Source organism: Streptomyces sp. ADI95-16 (assembly GCF_003721495.1).
GTDB classification, from domain to species: Bacteria; Actinomycetota; Actinomycetes; order Streptomycetales; family Streptomycetaceae; genus Streptomyces; species Streptomyces goshikiensis.
The window spans coordinates 6243535-6259465 of the sequence record NZ_CP033581.1; the positions used below are offsets into that span (position 1 = coordinate 6243535).

A 15931-nucleotide genomic window follows, 5' to 3' on the forward strand; every position below is an offset into this window, starting at 1 on the left:
GGCCCGGCCCGGGGTCCGGGCCGGGTTCATGGGTGACCTTGGTACTCCGCCGTCAGAAGGCGTGCCAGCGGATTTCCGGGTCGCCGTCGCGGAGGGAGGCCACCCGGCGGCGGAATTCGGTCAGGGCCTTCGGGTTCGTCGGGGCGTGCTGGGCGACCCAGGCGCAGCTGGCCGTCTCGCGGGCGCCGCGCAGGACCGCGCAGCCGTCCCAGCCGCGCACGTCCCAGCCGTACGCCCGGGTGAACGCCTCGTACGCCGCTGCGGGCAGCCCGTAGCGGTCGCGCGACAGGGCCATCACCACCAGGTCGTGCTCGCGCAGGTCGCACGAGACGGTCTCCAGGTCGACCAGGACCGGTCCGTCCGGGCCCACGTGGACGTTGCGGGGGAGGGCGTCGCCGTGGATCGCGCCCGGGGCGAGGTGCGGGGTGAGGCCGGCCACCTCGCCGGCGTAGGCGTCGCGCCGGGCCCGCAGGTAGGCGGCGTCCGCCGGGTCGACGGCATCGCCGGCCAGCCGCAGCCAGCGCTCGACCCCGCCCAGCAGGTCCCGCGCCGGGAGGGCGAACGGCGGGGCGGGCAGGGCGTGGAGGTGCCGCAGCAGCGCCGCCAGATCCTCCGGGCCCGCCGGGCGGACCGCGTCCGGGAGCCGGTGCCACACGGTCAGCGGGTGCCCGTCCACCAGCCGGGCCGCCGGCTCGGCGGCGCGGACGGCGGGAACCCCGGCGTCCGCGAGCCAGGCCGCCACCGCGAGTTCCCGCTCGGCGCGCTCCAGCAGCGCCGCTTCCCGGCCCACCTTGACCACCAGGTCGCCGGCCGCGAAGACGGCGTTCTCGCCGAGGGCCAGCAGCTCGGCCGGCTCCCCGCGTCCCAGACCCGCCGCCGTCAGTACGTCCCTGGCCCGCGCCTCGTCCATGCCGTGTCTCCGCCGCCCGTCCGGATCTTCGTGAATCCGTCAAGTCTCGCATCCCGGTGCGCCGCGGAATTGCATTGCACGAGACGTCTCGTCTCGTTAGCTTGGAGTCATGACCTCAGCCAAGCCCGCGCACATCGCCATGTTCTCCATCGCCGCCCACGGGCACGTGAACCCGAGCATCGAGGTGATCCGGGAACTCGTCGCCCGCGGCCACCGCGTCAGCTACGCCATCCCCGCCTCCTTCGCCGAGAAGATCGCGGAGACCGGGGCCACCCCGGTGATCTGGCACTCCACCCTCCCCACCGAGGAGGAGCCGGAGGCCTGGGGCACCGAGCTCATCGACAACATCGAGCCCTTCCTGAACGACGCCGTCCAGGCACTGCCCGGGCTCGCCGCCGCGTTCGAGGGCGACGAACCGGACCTGGTCCTCCACGACGTCACCTCCTATCCGGCGCGCGTCCTCGCCCACCGCTGGGGCGTCCCCGCCGTCTCCCTCTCCCCGAACCTCGTCGCCTGGACCGGTTACGAGGAGGAGGTCGCCGCGCCGATGACGGCCGGACTCCGAGCCAGCGAGCGCGGCCGCGCGTACTACGCCCGCTTCCGCGCCTGGCTCGACGAGAACGGCATCGCCGAGGACAGCGACCGGTTCGTCGGCCGGCCGCGCCGCGGCATCGTCCTCATCCCGCGCGCCCTCCAGCCGCACGCCGACCGGGTGGACCCCTGCGTGTACACGTTCGTCGGCGCCTGCCAGGGCGACCGCGCGGCCGAGGGCACCTGGCACCGCCCGGCCGCCGCCGAAGGGAAGAAGGTGCTGCTGGTCTCCCTAGGCTCCGCCTTCACCAAGCAGCCCGCCTTCTACCGCGCCTGCGCCGAGGCCTTCGGGGACCTGCCCGACTGGCACGTGGTCCTCCAGATCGGCGCGTTCACCGACGAGGCCGACCTCGGGTCGGTCCCCGCCAACGTCGAGGTCCACCGCTGGGTTCCGCAGCTGGACGTCCTGCGCCAGGCCGATGCCTTCATCACCCACGCCGGCGCCGGCGGCAGCCAGGAAGGCCTGGCCACCGCCACCCCGATGGTCGCCGTCCCGCAGGCCGTGGACCAGTTCGGCAACGCCGACGCGCTCCAGGCCCTGGGCGTCGCCCGGCACGTCCCGATGGAGGAGGCCCGCGCGTCCACCCTCCGGGAGGCCGTCCTCGCCCTGGTGGCCGATCCCGCCGTGGCCGCCCGCCTCGAAGACGTCCGGGCGGAGACGGCCGCCGAGGGCGGTACGCGCCGGGCCGCCGACCTCATCGAGGCCGAACTGGCGGCGTCGTCAGTGGTCCGTCCTATCGTTCGGTCATGACCACCAAGAAATTCGCCGCGCTGCTGCGGGGCATCAACGTCGGCGGGGCCAGGAAGGTCCCGATGGCCGAGCTGCGCCAGGTCCTGGAGGGCCTCGGGCACGGGGACGTCCAGACCTACCTGCAGAGCGGCAACGCCGTCTTCAGCACGGCGCGGACCGACCCCGACCCCACGGCCCTCGCCCGGGAGCTGGAGGCCGCCATCGAGGCCCACTTCGGGTTCACGGTGCCCTGCCTCGTCGTGGACGGCGCCTACCTGCGCGCGGTCGCCGACGCCTGTCCCTTCCCGGCGGCCGAGCTGGAGGGCAAGCAGCTCCACGCCACCTTCTTCTCCGAGCAGCCGGGGGCGGAGCGGTTCGCGGGGATCGACGGGCCCTCGTACCTCCCGGAGGAGTACCGGGTCGGCGACCGCGTCGTCTACCTCTACGCCCCGAACGGCCTGGGCCGCTCCAAACTGGGCGAGGTCCTGGCCCGGCCCGCCGTGGTCAGGGGCATCGACGTGACGAGCCGCAACTGGAACACGGTCGTCAAGCTCATCGAACTGACGGGCTGACGGGCTGACGGGCTGACGGGGCGGCGGGCCGGCGGCCGGCGGGGCGGCGGGCGGACGCGCCGGCTAGCGCCAGTTGATGTCGGCCAGGCCCTCCAGCGGAGCCCGGTCCTCCACGGCCTCCGGCACCACCAGCGTGTCCGCCTGGACCAGCGCCGCGGGGAACTTCAGGCCCGTCCGCTTCTGGACCTCGCCCACCTTCACCTGGAACACCCGGAACTCGTCCAGCTCCAGGATCTCGGCCAGCACCAGGTTCTGGGTCAGCAGGAACGCCTTCGCCTTCAGGGTGCCCTTCTCGGAGTAGACGAGCACCTTCCAGAACTCGCGCGGCAGCCGCGCACCCCGGAAGAGCCGGTCGTCCTCGTGGAACACCGGACCGCCGAACACGCTGATCCGCAGGCCCTCGACCTCGACCTCCTCGAAGAGGGCGTTCTCCAGCTCGCCCCAGATGCCGGCCTTCGCGCTCTGGTTGAAGTCGTCCATCTGCGGAGTGATGTTGGTGTAGAAGAACGAGTCCGTGTTGGCCCGGTCCGCCTCGGGCAGCGGGCCCCAGATCAGGTCGGCGCGGCGCGCGATGTGACCCCGGTCGAGCCGGTTGCCCTTGTACATCTCGTTGCCGACCTGGGCGTCCGCCGGCAGCCGCGGGTCCTTCTTGAACTCGATCCCGCTGCGGTCGATCTTCTTGATGGCGCCGCCGTCGATGTTCCAGGCCACCCAGAACGCGAACCGCCGCGTCCCGCTCAGGGCCAGCGAGAAGTGGGTGTACGGGATGACCTCCGTCCCGTCGAGCCGCACCGCGTCCGCCTTGAGCGACGGGCTCAGCCGCGGGGTCGCCACCGGCACCGCGAGGAAGCCCGGGTCGTACCCGGTCACCGCCTCCAGCGACTCGGGGGCCGGCGGCTGGAGGGTGATCTTCAGCTCCTCGAAGACCGCCCGGGGGAAGCAGGCCAGCGCCCGCTCCTCCGGGTCGACGTCGCTCTCGCCGCCGAAGTGCAGCCCGGCCAGCACCTCGCTCGGCCTGCCGCCCCGCGTCTTGAACAGCCACGCCGCCCCCGAGTCGCCGGGCGCGCTGATCTCCCCGTCGTCCGCCGGCTTGTTGGGATCCGGGCCTATCTCGAAGCACTCGATCTCCCGCGTTCCGACCGGCGGCCCGTAGTCGATGCTGACCCGGGCGAAGGGGCGGCTGACCACGCCGTGCGTGACACCCGTCGTACGGCCGCTCTTGACGACCTTGTCGTCGATCTGCGGCTCGCCCAGCTGCGTCGGCGTGACGCCGAGGTCGAGGACGGACGTGTCGAACTCGCGGTCCGTGATGCTGGAGACGGCGCAGTCCCCGGCCAGCCCGAGGTGGGAACGCTTCAGGGTGCCCAGCCGGTTCAGGGCGGTGCGGCTGTCGTCGGCCTTGCCGGGCTGTACGACGTCGTCGCCCAGCTCGCCCTTGCGGCCGTTCAGGACGTGCCAGTTGCTCAGCAGACAGCTCGAACCGTCGTTCTTGTCGAAGACGACGCAGCCGATCGTGCCGGCGGACACCTTGACGTTGCCGACGCTGACACCGGGACGGACCGGGTCCACCCGCTTCTGCCGGTCCGGCGTCTCCGCCTCGGCGACCAGCAGGAAATGCGGCTTGTAGCTGCGCTGGACCACATCGGTCGGCACCTTCACGCCGCCGCCTATGTCGATGAGCGCGGGGATGGGGGTGCTCATCAGTGCGTCCACGCCCTCCGGCCGGACCTTCTTGTCGACCGTGAACTGCAGGGCCAGTTCCTTGCCGCGCTTGCCCTTCGTCTCCTTGTAGCCGATGCCGATCGACGAGACGTTCGGGTCGGCGAGATAGCCCGACCCCTGGGCGCGGATGAACTGTTTGAGCGAGTCCATGAGCTTGTCCTGGCCGCCCGCGGAGGCGGCGGCCGGGGATGTGGCGGCCGGGGATGTGGCGGCACTGCGCTTCTTGGCAGCCATCGAAGGCTCCCTTCGGGCAAAAGAGGTTCTCGCGTGAGAAGCCCGCCCGTGGATGCCGCCCCCGCGGTCGCCCCGTCGACGCGAGCAGGCTGGGGCTCCCCGCTCCGTGCGTGTGTTTCCAGCCTACGAGCGAACCCGCGCCGCTGCCTCCGGGGCCGGGAGTGGTGGACGGCTGAACCATCCGGCCGCCGAACTCGCAATCCGCCATGACCCGACGGCGGCCCGGGGGCGCGGATGTGCCAGGCTCAGGCCATGCGTTACATCATCATCGGCGCCGGAGCGATCGGCGCGACCATCGGCGGGCGGCTCGCGGAATCGGGCCGGGAGGTCGTGCTCGTCGCGCGCGGCGCTCACGCGGAGGCCCTGCGCGCGGACGGGCTGCGGCTCACGACGGTGTCCGGGGAACGGGTGCACCGGCTGCCGGTCGTCACCGCCCCGGCCGAGCTGGGCGAACTGCGCCCGGACGACGTGCTGCTGCTGGCCGTGAAGACCCAGGACGCGATCGCCGCGCTCGACGCGTGGGGCGACACGGAGGTCGCGGGCGGCGGCACCGCCGCGCAGCGGCTGCCGGTGCTGTGCGCGCAGAACGGGGTGGAGAGCGAACGGCTCGCCCTGCGGCGCTTCGCGCGGGTGTACGGGGTGTGCGTCTGGCTGCCGTCCACGTTCCTGGAACCGGGCGTGGTCTCGGCGCTGTGCGCTCCGCTGACGGGGATCCTGCACCTGGGCCGGGCCGCCGGCGGCAGCGACGCGACCGCCCGGCGGATCGCCGCCGACCTGGAGGGGGCCGGGTTCGAGGCGCCGGTCGTCGAGGACGTGATGCGGTGGAAGTACGCGAAGCTGCTGGGCAACCTCGGCAACGCGATCCAGGCGACGACCGGCCCGGAACCGGACCCGGCGAAGGGCACGCTGCTGCTCCGCGCGGTCCGCGAGGCGAAGGCCGCCTTCGACGCCGCCGGCATCGGGTACGTCTCGGAGGCGGAAGCGGCCGCCGCGCGCGACGGCAAGGTCGAGCAGCCCGCCGGGGTCCGGGGCGGCTCGTCCTGGCAGTCGCTGCGGCGGGGCACGGGCTCGATCGAGGCGGACTACCTCAACGGTGAGATCGCCCTGCTGGGCCGGCTGCACGGGGTGGCGACCCCGGTGAACGACACGCTGCGCCACGCGGCGAACATCTTCGCCCGCGAGGGCCTCCCGCCGGGCGCGATGTCGGTCACGGACCTGACGGCCCTGGCCGACGAGGCCGCCGCCCGCGCGTAGCCGGCCCCGTCGCGGGGCCGGCCCCCGCGGGGAGCCGACGCCGCGACGGGGCCCCGGCGCGCAGCCGAACTCCGCGTGGAGCCGGCCCCCGCGTGGAGCCGGCCCCTGCGCGTAGCCGACGCCGCGCGCAGCCGGACCCCGCCTGGAGTCGGCCCCGCCTGGAGCCGGCCGGGGCGTGGTCGGCCCCCGTACGAACGGGCGGTGGCCCCGGGTGTCAGGCCGTCAGGGCCGGGGCGTGCGCCCGGGCGGCTGCGGCCGCGTCGAAGCGGCGCAGCAGCAGCCGGGCCAGCTCCGGGGCCGCGCCCAGGACATCGGCCACGACGTCCGCGCCGCCGGCCGCCGCGCCGTCCGCGATACGGTCCGGCAGCCGCCCCGGGGCGATGACGTACGGGGCCACGGCGATCCGGCGGACCCCCTGGGCGCGCAGCGCCCGTACGGCTTCCTCCGTACGGGGAAGGGCGGCGGAGGCGAACGCGGGCCGCACGGCGCACCAACCGGTGTGCCGCCACTCCCGCGCGATTTCAGCGATCACCGCGATCGCCTCCGGGTCGGTGGAACCGGCGGACGCGAGCACCACACCGGTGGTGGCGCGGTCCGACGGGCCGAGGCCGGCTTCGGACAGCCGGCGCTCCAGGGCCGAGACGAGCAGCGGGGACGGCCCGAGGACCTCCGCCACCCGCACCGCGAGGCCCGGGAGCCGGACGGTCGCCTCGGACAGCGCCGCCGGGACGTCGGCCTTCGCGTGGAAGGCCCGGGTCAGCAGCAGCGGCTGGGCGACGACCTCGCGGACCCCGTCGGCGTACAGGGCGGCCAGCACCCGGTCCACGCGCGGGGCGTTGAAGTCCAAGTACGCCGTCTCCACGCGCAGTCCGGGCCGCAGCGCCCGCACCCGCCGGGTGAGGGCGTGCACGGTCGCCGCGTGCCGCGGGTCGCGGCTGCCGTGGGCGATGACCAGCAGTGCGGGGGACACCCGGATCAGCTCTTCACCAGCAGGCCGCGGCTGCGCAGCACCCACCGCTCGACCGGGCTGAAGATCAGCAGGTCGATCGCGATGCCGACGACCAGGATCAGGATGATCGCGAGGAACACGCCCGGCAGGTCGATGTTGTTGCGGCCGTTCTCCAGCAGCTGGCCCAAGCCCAGTCCCAGGTCCGGCGAGGACGCGATGATCTCCGCCGCCATCAGGGAGCGCCAGGAGAAGGCCCAGCCCTGCTTCAGGCCGGCCAGGTACCCGGGCAGCGCGGCGGGCATCACCACGTGCCGGGCGCCGCGCAGCCCGGTGGCGCCCAGGGTGCGGCCGGCCCGCAGGAACAGCGGGGGCACCTGGTCGATGCCGGAGACGAGGCCGTTGGCGATCGACGGCACCGCGCCGAGCAGGATCACCGTGTACATCATGGCGTCGTTGAGGCCGAACCAGAGCACCGCCGGCGGCACCCAGGCGACCGAGGGGAGCGATTGCAGGCCCTGGAGGATCGGGCCGATGGCGGCGCGGACGAACTTCACCCGGGCGACGAGCAGTCCGAGCGGCGTGCCGATGGCCAGGGCGAGCAGGAAGCCGAGCAGACCGCGCGAGACGCTGGTCCAGATGACCTCCAGCAGGGTGCCCGCCAGCCACATGTCGGCGAGGCTGTCCCAGACCGCGGTCAGGGCGGGCAGCTTCGTCTCGTCGGTGACCTTCGCCGCGACGAGGACCTGCCACACCAGCAGCACCAGGCCGACGGCGAGGAACGGCGGGAGGACCTTCTTGACGAGGACCTCGCGGACCGGGGTGCGGTGGGTCTGGACCGCGTCGAGCGCGTCGAGGCCCGCCTCCAGGCCCGCCAGGTCGTCGCGCGTGGTCTCGACGGCCCCGGCCTTCGTGGTGGTGTCAGTGCTGGCCATGGCGGCGGATCTCCCCACGCAGGTGTTCGGTGATCTCAAGGGAAAGCTCCGCGACGTCCGCGTCCTCGATGCGGCGCGGCTGCGGGATGTCCACGGTCCACTCCTTCGCGACGCGGCCGGGCCGTGAGGAGAGCAGGACCACGCGCTGCGCGAGGCGCACGGCCTCGCGCACGTTGTGCGTGACGAACAGGACGGACAGCCCCGTCTCCGCCCAGATCCGGGTGAGTTCCCCGTGCAGGACGTCCCGGGTGATGGCGTCGAGGGCCGCGAACGGCTCGTCCATCAGCAGGAGCCGGCTGTCCTGGGCGAGTGCCCGGGCCAGGGCCACGCGCTGGCGCATGCCGCCGGACAGCTCGTGCACGCGCTTGCCGTACGCGCCGCCGAGCCGGACCAGCTCCAGCAGCCGCTCGGCCTCCGGCTTGCGGTCGGCCTTGGCCACCCCGCGCAGCCGCAGGGCGAGTTCGATGTTCTTGCCCGCGGTGAGCCACGGGAACAGGGCGTGCTCCTGGAACATCAGCGCCGGACGGCCGCCGGGGGTCTCGACGGACCCCGCGGACGGCTTGTCCAGACCCGCGACCAGGTTCAGCAGCGTGGACTTCCCACACCCCGAGGCGCCCAGGATGGTGACGAACTCGCCGGGAGCGACATCGAGGCTGATGTCGTCCAGGACGAGCTGCGATCCGGCCGGGCCGGAGAAGGACTTCGAGACGTGCCCGATGCGGGCGGCGTGCGTGCGCTCCGCGACGGAGCCCTCGGCAGCCTTGGCAAGCGTGGTGGCCATGGTCGTCACCTCCTGGGTCTGCGGGGTTGCGGGATTACTTGGCGCCGAGCCCGGCGTCGGAGACCTCGGGCTTGCCCGCGGCCTTGAGCACCTTGTTGAGGAGCTTCAGGTCGTAGATGCCGTCCAGTTCGGGCTGTGCGATGAGCTTGGCCTTGACCGCCCACTCGGACTCGGTCTTCAGCGTGGTGGCCAGCGGGTCGTCGGTGACGAGGATGGACTTCCACGCCGGGTCGATGATCTTGGCGTCGAGGGGCTTGCCGCTGTCGGCCGCCAGCTTGGCGTTGGCGGAGGCCTTCGCCTTGTCCGGGTTGGCGTTGATCCACTCGTTGGTCTTCACCGTGCCCGTCAGCACGGCCTCGACCACGTCCGGGTGCTCCTTCAGGAACTTCTGCGACACGATGACGTTCGTGATCACGAACTTCTTGTCGGGCCACAGGTCGGTCTCGTCGAGGAGGACGGAACCGCCCTCGGAGACGAGCTTGGAGGCCGTGGGCTCCGGCACCCAGGCGCCGTCGATCGAACCCTGCTTGAAGGCGTCCGGGGTGACCTTGTTGTCCGTACGGACGACGGAGACGTCACCCTTGCCGGACTCCGGGTCGACCGACCAGCCCTTCTCGGAGATCCAGTTGAGGAAGGCGACGTCCTGCGTGTTCCCCTTCTGCGGGGTGGCGATCTTCTTGCCCTTGAGGTCGTCCAGGGTCTTGATCTTGTCCGGGTTCACGACCAGCTTGACGCCGCCCGAGGCGGAGCCGGAGATGATGCGCAGGTTGGAACCCTTGGACTTCACGTAGCCGTTGATCGACGGCGAGGGGCCGATGAAGCCGATGTCGAGAGAGCCGCCGTTGAGGGCCTCGATCTCGGACGGGCCGGCGTTGAAGGACTGCGGCTTGATCTTGGTGCCGGCCAGTTCCTTCTCGATCAGGCCCTCCTGGAGGCCGACCAGGGCCGTCGCGTGCGTCAGGTTCGGGAAGTACCCGATCCGGACCTCGGTGGCGGAGAGCTTCTTGCCGTCGGCGGCCGGGGCGGCGGACGCCTTCGCGTCGTCCTTCTTCTCGGCGTCGGAACCGTAGCCGCAAGAGGCGAGCGCGCCGATCAGCAGGGGCAGGGCGGCCGCGGCGACCACGCTGCGGCGGAGGGTGTTACGGGTGGGACGGATGGCAGGCACGGGAGGACTTCCTCTCGGGGCGTGGTCTCACGACACACGTCTTCGTCTGTGGAGCGGGGGTGGGTACGGCTCGTGGAGGGTGAGGGCGCGCATGCGGTGCGCGTACGTCAGAGCGCACATCGGGCAACCCCGCCCTGGCCGCTGCCGAGGCAGCCGCTGCCCACGCGGCCGCCCTCCTTCGCGAAGGTGGAGTAGATGTCGGCGGGCATGGGTCAGAAGTCCCACCCTTCTTCGTCGGCCTGGACGGTCGTGCGGGCCTGGGAGGCGAAGGACTCGCCCGCCATGCCCGCCGCCAGGGTGGTGCCGTCGGCCGGGTCGATCAGCAGGAAGGACCCGGTGCGGCGCGAGTCGGCGTACGCGTCGAGCGCCAGCGGTTCGGCGGTACGGACGACCACGCGGCCGATGTCGTTGGCCACCAGCTGTCCCGGTTCCGGGTGCTGGGACAGGTCGTCGAGGGTCAGCCGCGAGGGGATCTCCTTGACGATCGCCTTGACCGTGCGCGTCGTGTGCTTGAGCAGCACCCGGGCGCCGACGGCCAGCGGCTGGTCCGCCACGTGGCAGACCGTCGCGACGACGTCCTGCGTGGTGGCCGGCGGGTTCGAGGACGGCGCGATCAGGTCACCGCGCGAGATGTCGATGTCGTCCGCCAGACGCAGCGTCACCGACTGCGGGGCCCAGGCGATGTCGACGCCCTCGCCGAGTGCGTCGATCCCCTCGATCACCGAGGTACGGCCCGAGGGCAGCACGGTCACGGCCTCGCCGACGCGCAGCACGCCGGAGGCGATCTGGCCCGCGTAGCCGCGGTAGTCGGGGTGCTCGGCGGTCTGCGGGCGGATCACGTACTGCACCGGGAAACGCGCCGGGCAGGCCGTCAGGTCGTGGCTGACCGGGACGGTCTCCAGGTGCTCCAGCACGGTCGGGCCGCCGTACCAGTCCATGTGCGCGGAGGGCTCCACCACGTTGTCCCCGGCCAGCGCCGAGATCGGGATCGCGGTGATCTCGGGGACGCCCAGGTCCGAGGCGTACGCCGTGAACTCCTCGGCGATCGCCGCGAAGACCTTCTCCTCGTAGCCCACCAGGTCCATCTTGTTGACGGCCAGGACCACGTGCGGCACCCGCAGCAGGGCGGCGACCGCCGCGTGCCGGCGGGTCTGCTCGATCACGCCGTTGCGGGCGTCGACCAGCACCACGGCCAGATCGGCGGTGGAGGCGCCGGTGACCATGTTCCGGGTGTACTGCACGTGCCCCGGGGTGTCCGCGAGGATGAACCGGCGGCGCGCGGTGGCGAAGTAGCGGTACGCGACGTCGATGGTGATGCCCTGCTCCCGCTCGGCCCGCAGGCCGTCGGTCAGCAGCGCGAGGTCGGGGGCGTCCTGGCCGCGCTGGGCGGAGACGGCCTCGACGGCCTCCAGCTGGTCGGTCAGGACCGACTTGGAGTCGTGCAGCAGGCGCCCCACCAGGGTGGACTTGCCGTCGTCGACGGAACCGGCGGTCGCGAAGCGCAGCAGTGTGGTCACTGAAGGGTCGACGAAGCCGGCGACCTGATCGGTGGTGGATGTCATGGCTAGAAGTACCCCTCGCGCTTGCGGTCTTCCATCGCGGCCTCGGACATCTTGTCGTCGGCGCGGGTCGCGCCCCGCTCGGTGAGCCGGGAGGCGGCGATCTCGGTGATCACGGCGTCCAGCGTGGTGGCGTCGGAGTCGACGGCGCCGGTGCAGGACATGTCACCGACGGTGCGGTAGCGGATGAGACGCGTCTGGGTCGCCTCGCCCTCCTTCGGGCCGCCCCACTCGCCGGCCGTCAGCCACATGCCGCTGCGCTGGAAGACCTCGCGCTCGTGGGCGAAGTAGATCTCCGGCAGTTCGATGCCCTCGCGGGCGATGTACTGCCACACGTCCAGCTCGGTCCAGTTGGAGAGCGGGAAGACGCGTACGTGCTCGCCGGGCGCGTGGCGGCCGTTGTAGAGCTGCCACAGCTCGGGGCGCTGGCGGCGCGGGTCCCACTGGGAGAACTCGTCGCGCAGGGAGAAGACGCGCTCCTTGGCGCGGGCCTTCTCCTCGTCGCGGCGGCCGCCGCCGAAGACGGCGTCGAACTTCAGTTCCTGGATCGCCTCGGTGAGCGGGACGGTCTGCAGCGGGTTGCGGACGCCGTCCGGACGCTCGCGGAGCTTTCCGGCGTCGATGTACTCCTGGACGGAGGCCACGTGCAGACGCAGGCCGTGCTTCGCGACGGCCCGGTCGCGGTAGTCGAGGACCTCGGGGAAGTTGTGCCCGGTGTCGACGTGCAGCAGCGCGAACGGCACCGGAGCCGGCGCGAACGCCTTCAGCGCCAGGTGCAGCATGACGATGGAGTCCTTGCCGCCCGAGAACAGGATCACCGGCTTCTCGAACTCGCCCGCCACCTCGCGGAAGATGTGCACGGCCTCCGATTCGAGGGCGTCGAGGTGCGACAGCGCGTACGGCGCGTCCGTCCCCTCGTGGACGTGTGCGACGGTGGCGGTCATGCCAGGCCCCTCTCGGTGAGCAGCGCGTGCAGGGCCGAAGCCGACTCCCGCACGGTCTGCGTGTGCGACTCGATCCGCAGGTCCGGGGAGCCCGGAGCCTCGTACGGGTCGTCGACGCCGGTCAGACCGGAGATCTCGCCGGCCGCCTGCTTCGCGTACAGGCCCTTCACATCGCGCTCCGAGCACACCTCGACCGGGGTGGCCACGTGGACCTCCAGGTACGCGGTGCCCACGGCGGCGTGCCGCCCCCGGACGGCCTCGCGGCTGTCCGCGAACGGCGCGATCACCGGCACCAGCGCCTTGACCCCGTTGCTCGCGAGGAGTTCGGCGACGAAACCGATCCGCTGCACGTTGGTGTGCCGGTCCTCCCGGCTGAAGCCCAGCCCGGCGGAGAGGAACTCGCGGATCTCGTCACCGTCGAGGACCTCCACGCGGTGGCCCTCGTCGCGCAGCCGCTCGGCCAGAGCGTAGGCGATGGTGGTCTTGCCCGCGCTCGGCAGCCCGGTCAGCCACACGGTGGCGCCCTGGTCGCTCACGCTCATCTGCTTCTTCTCCGTCGGTTCCGTGTGGTTGGTCATCAGCCGTGCAGTCCGCACTCGGTCTTGCCCAGCCCGGCCCAGCGGCCCGCCCGGGCGTCCTCGCCCCGCGCCACGCGGCGGGTGCAGGGAGCGCAGCCGACGGAGGCGTACCCGTCCATCAGCAGCGGGTTGGTGAGCACGCCGTGCTCGGCGACGTACGCGTCCACGTCGTCCTGGGTCCAGCGGGCGATCGGCGAGACCTTGACCTTCCGGCGCTTCTCGTCCCAGCCGACCACCGGGGTGTTCGCCCGGGTCGGGGACTCGTCGCGGCGCAGGCCCGTCGCCCACGCCCGGTACCCGGCCAGGCCCTCTTCGAGGGGCTTGACCTTGCGCAGCGCGCAGCACAGGTCGGGGTCGCGGTCGTGCAGCCTCGGGCCGTACTCGGCGTCCTGCTCGGCGACGCTCAGGCGCGGGGTGAGGGTGATGACGTTGACGTCCATCACGGCCTCGACCGCGTCCCGGGTGCCGATGGTCTCCTCGAAGTGGTAGCCGGTGTCGAGGAACACCACGTCCACGCCCGGGAAGACCCGGGACGCCAGGTGGGCGACCACCGCGTCCTCCATCGAGGAGGTCACGCAGAACTCCTTGCCGAAGGTCTCGGCCGCCCAGGTGAGGATCTCCGGCGCGGAGGCGTCCTCCAGGTCCCGGCCCGCCCGCTCGGCCAGTTCCCTCAGCCCCCGGGCCTCCTGAACCGTCGTCATATCTCTTCCCCTCCGGCGGCGGTGGGCCGAACGCCCCGGGACAGCAGCCCGAGGTACTTCAGCTGGAAGGCCCGGTTGCAGGCCCGGCACTCCCAGGCGCCGTGACCCGTCTCGTTCGGGAACAGGTCCTCGTCGCCGCAGTACGGGCAGTAGAACGGGGCCGCGCGCTCGCTCACGACAGGTCCTCGTCCTTCGCACGGGTCACCCACGCGGCGAAGCGCTCGCCGTCCTCGCGCTGCTCCTGGAAGCGCGTGACGACCCGCTCGACGTAGTCGGGCAGACCGGCCGAGGTGACCTTGAGGCCGCGGACCTTGCGGCCGAAACCGGCCTCCAGGCCGAGGGCGCCGCCCAGGTGGACCTGGTAGCCCTCCACCTGGTTGCCGTCGTCGTCCAGGACCAGCTGCCCCTTGAGACCGATGTCCGCCACCTGGATGCGGGCGCAGGCGTTCGGGCAGCCGTTGATGTTGATGGTGAGCGGCTCGGCGAACTCCGGCAGGCGGCGCTCCAGCTCGTCGATCAGCGAGGCGCCGCGCGCCTTCGTCTCGACGATCGCCAGCTTGCAGAACTCGATGCCGGTGCAGGCCATCGTGCCGCGGCGGAACGGGGACGGCTTGACCCGGAGGTCCAGCGCCTCCAGGGCCGCGACGACGGAGTCGACCCGGTCGGCCTCGATGTCGAGGACGATCATCTTCTGCTCGGCGGTGGTGCGCAGCCGGCCGGAGCCGTGCTGGGCGGCCACGTCCGCGATCTTGGTGAGGGTGGCGCCGTCGACGCGGCCGACGCGGGGTGCGAAGCCAACGTAGAAGCGGCCGTCCTGCTGCTGGTGGACGCCGACGTGGTCGCGCCACTGGCCGGAGGGCTGCGCGGGCGCGGGGCCGTCGGTCAGCTTCCGCTTCAGGTACTCGTCCTCCAGGACCCGGCGGAACTTGGCCGGGCCCCAGTCGGCGACGAGGAACTTCAGGCGGGCGCGGTTGCGCAGCCGGCGGTAGCCGTAGTCGCGGAAGATCGAGATGACGCCCTCGTAGACGTCCGGGACCTCGTCGAGCGAGACCCAAGTGCCCAGGCGCACGCCGAGCTTGGGGTTGGTGGAGAGGCCGCCGCCGACCCAGACGTCGAAGCCGGGGCCGTGCTCGGGGTGCTCCACGCCGACGAAGGCGATGTCGTTGATCTCGTGCGCCACGTCGAGCAGCGGCGAGCCGGAGACCGCGGACTTGAACTTGCGGGGCAGGTTGGAGAAGTCCTTGTTGCCGACGATGCGGCGGTAGATCTCGTCGATGGCGGGAGTGCCGTCGATGATCTCGTCCTGGGCGATGCCGGCGACCGGCGAGCCGAGGATGACGCGGGGCGTGTCACCGCAGGCCTCGGTCGTGGACAGGCCGACGGCCTCCAGGCGGCGCCAGATCTCGGGGACGTCCTCGATCCGGATCCAGTGGTACTGCACGTTCTGGCGGTCGGTGAGGTCCGCCGTGCCGCGCGCGAACTCCTCGGAGATCTCGCCGATGACGCGCAGCTGCTCGGTGGTCAGCCGGCCGCCGTCGATGCGGACGCGCAGCATGAAGTACTTGTCGTCCAGCTCCTCCGGCTCCAGGATCGCGGTCTTGCCGCCGTCGATCCCGGGCTTGCGCTGGGTGTAGAGGCCCCACCAGCGCATGCGGCCGCGCAGGTCGTTGGGGTCGATCGAGTCGAAGCCCGCCTTGGAGTAGATCGTCTCAATGCGTGTCCGCACGTTGAGACCGTCGTCGTCCCTCTTGAACTGCTCGTTGCCGTTGAGGGGGGTGTGGTGTCCGACGGCCCACTGACCCTCACCGCGGTGACGGCCGGTCTTGCGGCGCGCGGCAGCGGCTGCGGGCGCGGCTGCTGCGGGCGATTCGGGGGTGGCGGCCATGGCGGTACGTCCTTCTTCGGCGGCTCGGGGCGGGGCGGGGGGAGCGGCGGCGAGTGCCCCCGTGAGTGGTCCTGCCGCTGAGCAGGTGCGGCGGATCGCCACCCGATGCCGGTGTTTCCGGTGTTCAGGGCGGTCTTCGGCCTTCGGGGGACTTGCGGGTACTTCGGAGACCGGCGCGTCCGCGGCAGCGGGGACGACGGCGGATGTGCGGCGGTGGCTGGTTCCGTCAGCTCGCCGGACAGATGGCGCTGGACATGCGGCCGAGGTCGACGTGCCGCCGACTCACCAAGGCAATTCCAGCTCCAGTCATGGCGGAAGCGTGTCATGTGCCGATTGGAGGAGTCCACTACTGTCCATGATGCGGACGTACTCGTCTCGTATCGCGGGACAGCGTGACGGGGGTCACGTGGTGAAGCGGCACAAT

16 protein-coding genes are annotated in these 15931 nt (G+C 72.2%); 3 read left to right on the plus strand and 13 right to left on the minus strand.

What is annotated here, in order from left to right:
• Window positions 1-52 precede the first annotated feature (52 nt).
• The gene (locus tag EES41_RS27925) at window positions 53-910 is read right to left on the minus strand and encodes a phosphotransferase enzyme family protein (RefSeq protein WP_123080807.1); all 858 of its coding nucleotides are present in this window, start codon (window positions 908-910) and stop codon (window positions 53-55) included.
• A 109-nt stretch (window positions 911-1019) separates the two neighbouring features.
• Here EES41_RS27925 and mgt point away from each other — a divergent pair, with 109 nt between their 5' ends.
• On the plus strand, window positions 1020-2252 hold the full coding sequence (gene mgt, locus EES41_RS27930; RefSeq protein ID WP_123080808.1) for a macrolide-inactivating glycosyltransferase: 1233 nt from the start codon (window positions 1020-1022) through the stop codon (window positions 2250-2252).
• Window positions 2249-2803: a DUF1697 domain-containing protein gene (locus tag EES41_RS27935; protein WP_123080809.1), complete on the plus strand. Its 555-nt coding sequence runs from the start codon at window positions 2249-2251 to the stop codon at window positions 2801-2803. The genes mgt and EES41_RS27935 overlap by 4 nt, the downstream gene beginning before the upstream one ends.
• A gap of 63 nt (window positions 2804-2866) precedes the next feature.
• Here the strand turns inward: EES41_RS27935 and EES41_RS27940 are convergent, their stop codons facing one another.
• The gene (locus tag EES41_RS27940) at window positions 2867-4759 is read right to left on the minus strand and encodes a DNA/RNA non-specific endonuclease (RefSeq protein ID WP_123080810.1); all 1893 of its coding nucleotides are present in this window, start codon (window positions 4757-4759) and stop codon (window positions 2867-2869) included.
• 252 nt (window positions 4760-5011) lie between these two features.
• Between EES41_RS27940 and EES41_RS27945 the strand changes: the two genes are divergently transcribed.
• A complete protein-coding gene (locus tag EES41_RS27945) occupies window positions 5012-6013 on the plus strand; it encodes a ketopantoate reductase family protein (protein WP_123080811.1) in 1002 nt (333 codons plus the stop codon).
• A 214-nt stretch (window positions 6014-6227) separates the two neighbouring features.
• On the opposite strand, the gene EES41_RS27950 is transcribed toward EES41_RS27945, so the two are convergent.
• The 11 genes from EES41_RS27950 to EES41_RS44255 form a co-directional block, all read right to left on the minus strand.
• Complete coding sequence (locus EES41_RS27950; protein WP_174261847.1) at window positions 6228-6989, minus strand: sirohydrochlorin chelatase; 762 nt, start codon at window positions 6987-6989, stop codon at window positions 6228-6230.
• A complete protein-coding gene (locus tag EES41_RS27955) occupies window positions 6989-7894 on the minus strand; it encodes an ABC transporter permease (RefSeq protein ID WP_123080812.1) in 906 nt (301 codons plus the stop codon). Before EES41_RS27955 ends, EES41_RS27950 begins: the two co-directional genes overlap by 1 nt.
• Window positions 7881-8675 (minus strand): ABC transporter ATP-binding protein, encoded by a 795-nt coding sequence (locus tag EES41_RS27960; RefSeq protein ID WP_037795176.1) that lies wholly within the window; start codon window positions 8673-8675, stop codon window positions 7881-7883. Before EES41_RS27960 ends, EES41_RS27955 begins: the two co-directional genes overlap by 14 nt.
• Window positions 8676-8709: 34 nt before the next feature.
• Window positions 8710-9840: an ABC transporter substrate-binding protein gene (locus EES41_RS27965; RefSeq protein ID WP_123080813.1), complete on the minus strand. Its 1131-nt coding sequence runs from the start codon at window positions 9838-9840 to the stop codon at window positions 8710-8712.
• A 212-nt stretch (window positions 9841-10052) separates the two neighbouring features.
• Window positions 10053-11402 (minus strand): sulfate adenylyltransferase subunit 1, encoded by a 1350-nt coding sequence (locus EES41_RS27975; protein WP_123080815.1) that lies wholly within the window; start codon window positions 11400-11402, stop codon window positions 10053-10055.
• Window positions 11403-11404: 2 nt separating this feature from the next.
• Window positions 11405-12343 (minus strand): sulfate adenylyltransferase subunit CysD, encoded by a 939-nt coding sequence (cysD, locus tag EES41_RS27980; protein ID WP_123080816.1) that lies wholly within the window; start codon window positions 12341-12343, stop codon window positions 11405-11407.
• A complete protein-coding gene (cysC, locus tag EES41_RS27985; RefSeq protein ID WP_123082736.1) occupies window positions 12340-12885 on the minus strand; it encodes an adenylyl-sulfate kinase in 546 nt (181 codons plus the stop codon). The genes cysD and cysC overlap by 4 nt, the downstream gene beginning before the upstream one ends.
• Before the next feature lie 35 nt (window positions 12886-12920).
• Window positions 12921-13622, minus strand: a complete 702-nt coding sequence (locus EES41_RS27990) for a phosphoadenylyl-sulfate reductase (RefSeq protein WP_123080817.1) — start codon at window positions 13620-13622, stop codon at window positions 12921-12923.
• Complete coding sequence (locus tag EES41_RS27995) at window positions 13619-13798, minus strand: hypothetical protein (RefSeq protein ID WP_008743582.1); 180 nt, start codon at window positions 13796-13798, stop codon at window positions 13619-13621. The genes EES41_RS27990 and EES41_RS27995 overlap by 4 nt, the downstream gene beginning before the upstream one ends.
• Window positions 13795-15507 (minus strand): nitrite/sulfite reductase, encoded by a 1713-nt coding sequence (locus tag EES41_RS28000; protein WP_123080818.1) that lies wholly within the window; start codon window positions 15505-15507, stop codon window positions 13795-13797. The genes EES41_RS27995 and EES41_RS28000 overlap by 4 nt, the downstream gene beginning before the upstream one ends.
• Before the next feature lie 226 nt (window positions 15508-15733).
• Entirely contained in the window at window positions 15734-15817 is an 84-nt protein-coding gene (locus tag EES41_RS44255) for a putative leader peptide (protein ID WP_322871838.1), read from the minus strand.
• Window positions 15818-15931 lie beyond the last annotated feature (114 nt).

Bases quoted from the DNA above. Each gene is read 5' to 3' on its own strand.
- EES41_RS27960 (WP_037795176.1), bottom strand. From the start codon at position 8,675: ATGGCCACCACGCTTGCCAAGGCTGCCGAGGGCTCCGTCGCGGAGCGC.
- EES41_RS28000 (WP_123080818.1), bottom strand. From the start codon at position 15,507: ATGGCCGCCACCCCCGAATCGCCCGCAGCAGCCGCGCCCGCAGCCGCT.
- EES41_RS27975 (WP_123080815.1), bottom strand. From the start codon at position 11,402: ATGACATCCACCACCGATCAGGTCGCCGGCTTCGTCGACCCTTCAGTG.
- cysD (WP_123080816.1), bottom strand. From the start codon at position 12,343: ATGACCGCCACCGTCGCACACGTCCACGAGGGGACGGACGCGCCGTAC.
- EES41_RS27940 (WP_123080810.1), bottom strand. From the start codon at position 4,759: ATGGCTGCCAAGAAGCGCAGTGCCGCCACATCCCCGGCCGCCACATCC.
- EES41_RS27990 (WP_123080817.1), bottom strand. From the start codon at position 13,622: ATGACGACGGTTCAGGAGGCCCGGGGGCTGAGGGAACTGGCCGAGCGG.
- mgt (WP_123080808.1), top strand. From the start codon at position 1,020: ATGACCTCAGCCAAGCCCGCGCACATCGCCATGTTCTCCATCGCCGCC.
- EES41_RS44255 (WP_322871838.1), bottom strand. From the start codon at position 15,817: ATGACTGGAGCTGGAATTGCCTTGGTGAGTCGGCGGCACGTCGACCTC.
- EES41_RS27925 (WP_123080807.1), bottom strand. From the start codon at position 910: ATGGACGAGGCGCGGGCCAGGGACGTACTGACGGCGGCGGGTCTGGGA.
- EES41_RS27935 (WP_123080809.1), top strand. From the start codon at position 2,249: ATGACCACCAAGAAATTCGCCGCGCTGCTGCGGGGCATCAACGTCGGC.
- EES41_RS27955 (WP_123080812.1), bottom strand. From the start codon at position 7,894: ATGGCCAGCACTGACACCACCACGAAGGCCGGGGCCGTCGAGACCACG.
- cysC (WP_123082736.1), bottom strand. From the start codon at position 12,885: ATGAGCGTGAGCGACCAGGGCGCCACCGTGTGGCTGACCGGGCTGCCG.
- EES41_RS27945 (WP_123080811.1), top strand. From the start codon at position 5,012: ATGCGTTACATCATCATCGGCGCCGGAGCGATCGGCGCGACCATCGGC.